Origin of the sequence: Cupriavidus basilensis (genome assembly GCF_029335485.1) — a bacterium.
Classification (GTDB): domain Bacteria; phylum Pseudomonadota; class Gammaproteobacteria; order Burkholderiales; family Burkholderiaceae; genus Cupriavidus; species Cupriavidus basilensis_E.
On record NZ_JARJLM010000489.1, the window covers coordinates 1 to 5,688 of the forward strand.

At 68.3% G+C, this 5,688-nt stretch carries 5 protein-coding genes; 2 read left to right on the top strand and 3 right to left on the bottom strand.

Going from position 1 to position 5,688, the window contains the following annotated elements; genetic code table 11:
• Positions 1-629: thiamine pyrophosphate-binding protein (locus P3W85_RS30320; RefSeq protein ID WP_276267490.1), on the bottom strand; the 629-nt coding region annotated here is incomplete at its 3' end.
• Between the two features lie 230 nt (positions 630-859).
• Here P3W85_RS30320 and P3W85_RS30325 point away from each other — a divergent pair.
• Both P3W85_RS30325 and P3W85_RS30330 read left to right on the top strand, forming a co-directional pair.
• The gene (locus P3W85_RS30325) at positions 860-1,843 is read left to right on the top strand and encodes an AAA family ATPase (RefSeq protein ID WP_276267491.1); all 984 of its coding nucleotides are present in this window, start codon (positions 860-862) and stop codon (positions 1,841-1,843) included.
• 8 nt (positions 1,844-1,851) lie between these two features.
• Positions 1,852-3,573 (top strand): cobaltochelatase CobT-related protein, encoded by a 1,722-nt coding sequence (locus P3W85_RS30330; RefSeq protein WP_276267492.1) that lies wholly within the window; start codon positions 1,852-1,854, stop codon positions 3,571-3,573.
• Between the two features lie 155 nt (positions 3,574-3,728).
• On the opposite strand, the gene P3W85_RS30335 is transcribed toward P3W85_RS30330, so the two are convergent.
• Together P3W85_RS30335 and pta are read right to left on the bottom strand one after the other, a co-directional pair.
• Positions 3,729-4,490 (bottom strand): sulfite exporter TauE/SafE family protein, encoded by a 762-nt coding sequence (locus P3W85_RS30335; protein WP_276267493.1) that lies wholly within the window; start codon positions 4,488-4,490, stop codon positions 3,729-3,731.
• A complete protein-coding gene (pta, locus tag P3W85_RS30340) occupies positions 4,487-5,533 on the bottom strand; it encodes a phosphate acetyltransferase (RefSeq protein WP_276267494.1) in 1,047 nt (348 codons plus the stop codon). Before pta ends, P3W85_RS30335 begins: the two co-directional genes overlap by 4 nt.
• Between the last annotated feature and the right edge of the window lie 155 nt (positions 5,534-5,688).

A 5,688-nucleotide genomic window follows, 5' to 3' on the forward strand; every position in this document is an offset into this window, starting at 1 on the left:
GCGGCTTCGTTCAGGCGCTGGTCGCCGCCGGGGCCGCGGTCCAGGCGCTGAGGCTGCGGGATGTCGGCCTTGATCTGTCCGTAGAAGTAGTCGCGCGGGATATTGAGCTGGGTGGGACCCATCTCGGCCATGGCGCGGTCGAAGCAGCGGCCGGTGAATTCGGCCATGCGGGCCGGGTGGGTGACATGGCCCTGGTACTTGGTGAACTCCTGGAACATGGGGAGCTGCCTGGCTTCCTGGAAGCCGCCGAGGCCGATGCCCATGGTGCCGGCCTCTGGGGTGACGATGACCACGGGGCTGTGGGCCCAGTAGGCGGCGGCGATGGCGGTGACGCAGTTGCTGATGCCGGGGCCGTTCTGTCCGATGACGACACCGTGGCGGCCGGAGACGCGGGCGTAGCCGTCGGCCATGTGGCCGGCGCCCTGCTCGTGGACCACGGGGATGAGGCGGATGCCGGCGGGGGCGAAGATGTCCATGGCGTCCATGAAGGCGGAGCCCATGATGCCGAACATGTCGGTGACGCCGTTGGCGGCGAGGGTCTCGACGAAGGCTTCCGAGGGGGTCATGGCCTGCGGGCCGGTGGCGGTGGGGGCGCTGGCGCCGAGGGATTCGGGGAGGTGTTCGCTCATGGTGGTCAGTCTCCAGTCTTCGATGTCAAAACGGAACAAATTGTTCCGAAAAAATTTAATTGATTGGAATGTAGAGTGGGGATGCAAGATGGTCAATAGGGTAAACCAATAAATCGGAATGATTTGTCTCTAAAATAGAAATTGAACTATGATGGGTCAGACTGCGGCAGGCTGCACACGCCGCGCGCCCATTGCGCGCCGCCGCCGGACAGGTGCAGAGGAGACAGAAAATGAGCGATATCGTGACTGGCAAGCCCGACAGAATGGTCGCGGTACGCAGCCTGTTCGGCATCGATTCCGGCCTGACGGTGCCGGCGTTCAGCGAGCGCGACGACCATGTGCCGGACATCGACGAGGCCTACCGCTTCAATCCGGAAGTGACGCTGGCGATCCTGGCAGGCTTCACCCGGGACCGGCGCGTGATGGTGCAGGGCCTGCACGGCACGGGAAAATCGACCCATATCGAACAGGTGGCGGCCCGTCTCAACTGGCCGTGCGTGCGCGTGAACCTGGACGGACATATCAGCCGGCTGGACCTGGTGGGCAAGGACGCCATCGTGGTGCGGGATGGCCGGCAGGTGACCGAATTCCAGGAGGGCATCGTGCCGTGGGCGCTGCAGCGCCCGGTGGCGCTGATCTTCGACGAATATGACGCGGGCCGCCCCGATGTGATGTTCGTGATCCAGCGCATGCTGGAGCGCGACGGCAAGTTCACGCTGCTCGACCAGAACCGCGTGATCCATCCGCATCCCGCCTTCCGCATGTTCGCCACCACCAACACCGTGGGGCTGGGCAACCTGAACGGCATGTATCACGGCACCCAGATGCTGAACCATGCGCAGATGGACCGCTGGAATGTGGTCGCGACGCTCAACTACCTGCCGCGCGCGGAAGAAGCCGGCATTGTGCTGGCCCGTGTGCCGGAACTGGCCGACGAGGCCGGCCGCGCGCTGGTCGAGTCGATGGTGAGCGTGGCCGAACTGACGCGCAAGGGCTTTGCCACGGGCGACCTCTCCACGCTGATGTCGCCGCGCACGGTGATCAGCTGGGCCGAGAACTGCCAGATCTTCCGCGATCCGGCGCTGGCGTTCCGGCTGAGTTTCCTCAACAAATGCGATGACGCCGAGCGGCCGGTGGTGGGGGAGTATTTCCAGCGCTGCTTTGGCAGGGAGCTGGAGGCCGCGTCCGGCGACGCGCCGCAGGTGCACCGATGAGCGCGCCGATGACTGCGCAACGGCAGGCCGCCCGCCGCCGCCAGCAGCGTGAGTCCCTGTGCGCGGCGGCGGTGCGCGCCCTCACTGGCGACGCCGCGTTGCACTATCGCGATGGCCGCCTGTGCCACGGACCGCGGCCGCTGCCGCTGCATGCGCCGCATTTGCGTACCGATCCGCTCGCCGACGGCTTTTCCGCCCAGCGCGGCGCGGCGGACGGCTCGGCCTTGCGGCTGGTGCATTCCGATGCCGACCTGCACCGCCGGATGTGCCCGGCGGATCCGGTCGCGCGCCTGGTGTTCGAACTGCTCGAGCAACTGCGCTGCGAATCGCTGCTGCCCGCCGGCATGCCGGGCCTGGCGCGGAACCTGCGGCACCGCTTCGAGGACTGGTCCCGGGCTTTTCATCGTGCGGGCCTGGCGGAGAGCCAGCTGGGCATCCTGCTCTACACGGTGGCGCAGATAGTGTGGTCGCGCCTGTCAGGCTGGCCGGTGCTGGAAGACACCGAGGACCTGATCGAGGCGACCCGCGCGGCCATCGTGCCGGTGCTCGGCGGGCCTCTGGCCGGCTTGCGCCGGCAGCGCGGGGACCAGGCTGCGTTCGCCGGGCATGCGCTGGAGATGGCCCGGCTGGTGAGCGCGATGATCGATTCCACCGGCGCGCGGCGCACGCCGGACGACACGCAGGATCCGGAGGACGATGAAGCCGTGCGCGTGGCGTTTTCGCTGGCGCTCGGCTTCGAGGACGATGAGCATGAGGCGATGGCCGCGGCGGACAGCGGCAACAGCCACGTGCTGCGCGCCGCTGCCGGCGGCTACCGCGCCTACACCACGCGCTACGACCGCGAGATACTGCCGGGGTCGCTGGTCCGCAAGGCGTTGCTGGCAGCGTATCGCGAACGCCTGGACCGGCGCATTGCCGGCAGCGGCATCAACGTGGCCCGGCTGGCGCGCGCGTTGTCGGCGGTGCTCGCCGTGCCGCGGCGCGATGGCTGGTCCTTCGGCGAAGAACACGGCCGCATCGACGGGCGGCGCCTGGCGCAACTGGTCAGCTCCCCGGCCGAGCGGCGGCTGTTCCGCCTGGAGCGGCAGCAACTGCAGGCGGACTGCGCGGTGAGCCTGCTGATCGACTGCTCGGGTTCGATGAAAGCGCATATCGAGCCGGTCGCCATGATGGTGGACACGCTTGCGCGCGCGCTCGACCAGGCCGGCGTGGCCAGCGAGGTGTTGGGTTTCACCACCGGCGCCTGGAACGGCGGCCGCGCCCGGCTCGACTGGCTGGCGCGGGGCCGCCCCGCGCATCCCGGCCGGCTCAACGAAGCCTGCCACATGGTGTTCAAGGATGCAGGCAGAAGCTGGCGCCGTGCCCGTGCCGACATCGCCGCGCTGTTCAAGGCGGACCTGTTCCGCGAAGGGGTGGACGGCGAGGCGGTGGAGTGGGCCTGCGCGCGCCTGCTTGCCCGTGCCGAGGCGCGGCGGATACTGGTGGTGATTTCCGACGGCAGCCCGATGGATACCGCCACGGGGCAGGCCAACGATGCCTGTTACCTGGACAACCACCTGAAGGACGTGGTGGCGCGGCACGAGGCGCTGCGCGATGTGGAGGTGATGGGCCTTGGCGTCGGGCTGGACCTCAGCGCTTACTATCGCCGCAGTCTCGCGCTGGATCTGTCGGAGCCGCTGGATATGCCGCGGTTCGCGGAGATCGTGCGGTGGATCGGCGGGCGGGGGTGAGCCGCTTGTCTTGTCTTGTTTTGCTTGCCTCTCCCATGAGACGGGAGAGGGAGTGACTGCCGTCGTCATGGCGGACGGCCTTGGCGCATCCTGGCGGCGGCGTCCGGTGCCTCAGGTCACACGCCGAAGTCCGAAACGCCTGATTTCCGCAGAGACTATCCTGCGAGCCTCAACAGCGCCGGCAACATCAGGTAGCCACCAATCGCCACCAGCACGCCGAAGGCCACGCGCCGCGTGGCGACGGCAGAGATCGGCGGCGGAAACCGCCTGGCCGCAACCGTCGCCAGCGCCACCACGGGCACCGCCAGCGCGGCCTGCTGCCAGATATCCGCGCCAAGCTGCCCTTGCCACGCGCTGAACAGCGTGCGCGTGACGGAGGTCGCCGTAAACACCAGGATCAGCGCGCAGCGGATCTCCACCAGCGAGAGCGGCTGCCGGTAGAACTGGAAGATCAGCGGCGGTCCGGAGACGCCGAACATGCCGCTGAGCAGCCCGCCGAACACCCCGCTCACGAAGAAGCTGCGGTCGCCCGAACGACGGCGCAATGGCGCGGGGCGCAGCGCGGCGCTCAGGCCGCCGTACAGCACCACCGCGCCCAGCAGCAATTGCAGCATGCCGGACGTCGCGCTGCCAAGGTAATCGAGCAGTAGCACGCCTGCCACCACCGATGGCAGGATGCCTAGCGTGGCCGCGCCTACAGCGCGCCAGTCGACGTGATGCAGCTTGCCCGGCAGCGCCACCGCGCTGTTGGCCAGCGTGACCAGGCTGACCACCATGGCGACGCTGGCCACGGGCGCCAGGTCCAGCCCGCTGGCGGCGCCCATCACGATCATGCCGAGGCCGAAGCCCGTCACCGTCTGAAAATAGCTTGCCGCGCCCATCAGCGCGAGCAGCGGCAGCAGGTGGTCCATGCTCATGGCAGGTGCGCGGCCTCGGGTGTTGCCGCCTGGTCCGGCCCCGCCGTGGCGGCCTGCGCTTGTACCGCCGTTACCGCGATCACGTAGTACACGTCGTCGGCGCTGCAGCCGCGCGAGAGATCGTTGGCCGGCTTCTGCAGCCCTTGCAGCAGGGGGCCGATGGCCTTGGCGCCCCCTACGCGCTCGGCCAGCTTGTAGCCGATATTGCCGGCTTCCAGGCTGGGGAAGACCAGCACGTTGGCGCGGCCTTCCACGCGGGAGTGCTCGATCTTCTTCATGGCGATCTCGGCGACGATGGCCGCATCGAGCTGCACGTCGCCGTCGATCGCCAGCGCGGGGCGTTGCTGCCGTACCCGGCGCGTGGCTTCCACCACCTTGTCGACCGCCGCGTGGCGGGCGCTGCCGCTGGTGGAGAAGGACAGCATGGCCACGCGCGGCGTATCCATCAGCAGGTTCTGCGCGCTGTCGGCCGCCGCCATCGCGATTTCGGCCAGCTCGCCGGCATCGGGATCCACCACCAGCCCGCAATCGGAAAAGATCAGTCCGCCCTTCAGCGCGTGGAACGGCTCGCACAGCATCATCAGGAAGAAGCTCGACACCAGCTTGAACGCCGGATGGATGCCAATGACCTGGATGGCCGTGCGCACCACATCGGCGGTGGTATGCACCGCGCCGGCCACCGAGCCGTCCGCATGGCCGAGGCATACCATCAGGTTGGCGAAAGCCAGGGGCTTGAGCACTTCGCGCTTCGCGTCTTCCAGCGTCATGCCTTTCCTGGCGCGCAGGGCGAACAGTTTCTGCGCAAGGGACGGCGTGAGCGCGGAGGTTGCCGGGTCGAGCACGTCCATGCCGGCCAGGTCGATGTTCTCGCCGGCCGCAGCCTGGCGGATGCGTGCCGCGTCGCCGACCAGCACGATGCGGGCTATCCCTTCGCGGGTGGCGCGTTGCGCCGCTTGCAGGATGCGCGGGTCCTCTGCCTCGCACAGGACGATGCGCCGGGGCGCCGCGCGGGCGCGCTCGATAATGCGGTTGATCGCTTTCATGATGGGGTTCGCTCGGAATGGAAAATGGCCGGAAGCAGCGGGCGCCGCTTCCGGCCAAACGCCCGCTGGATCACTGGCTCAGACGAAGTCCTTGTACTTGTCGAGCATGCGGACCGGTTTGGCGAGGGCGTCGCGGCGGAAGGGGTCGCCGAGCT

Bases quoted from the DNA above. Each gene is read 5' to 3' on its own strand.
- P3W85_RS30325 (WP_276267491.1), top strand. From the start codon at position 860: ATGAGCGATATCGTGACTGGCAAGCCCGACAGAATGGTCGCGGTACGC.
- P3W85_RS30330 (WP_276267492.1), top strand. From the start codon at position 1,852: ATGACTGCGCAACGGCAGGCCGCCCGCCGCCGCCAGCAGCGTGAGTCC.
- P3W85_RS30335 (WP_276267493.1), bottom strand. From the start codon at position 4,490: ATGAGCATGGACCACCTGCTGCCGCTGCTCGCGCTGATGGGCGCGGCA.
- pta (WP_276267494.1), bottom strand. From the start codon at position 5,533: ATGAAAGCGATCAACCGCATTATCGAGCGCGCCCGCGCGGCGCCCCGG.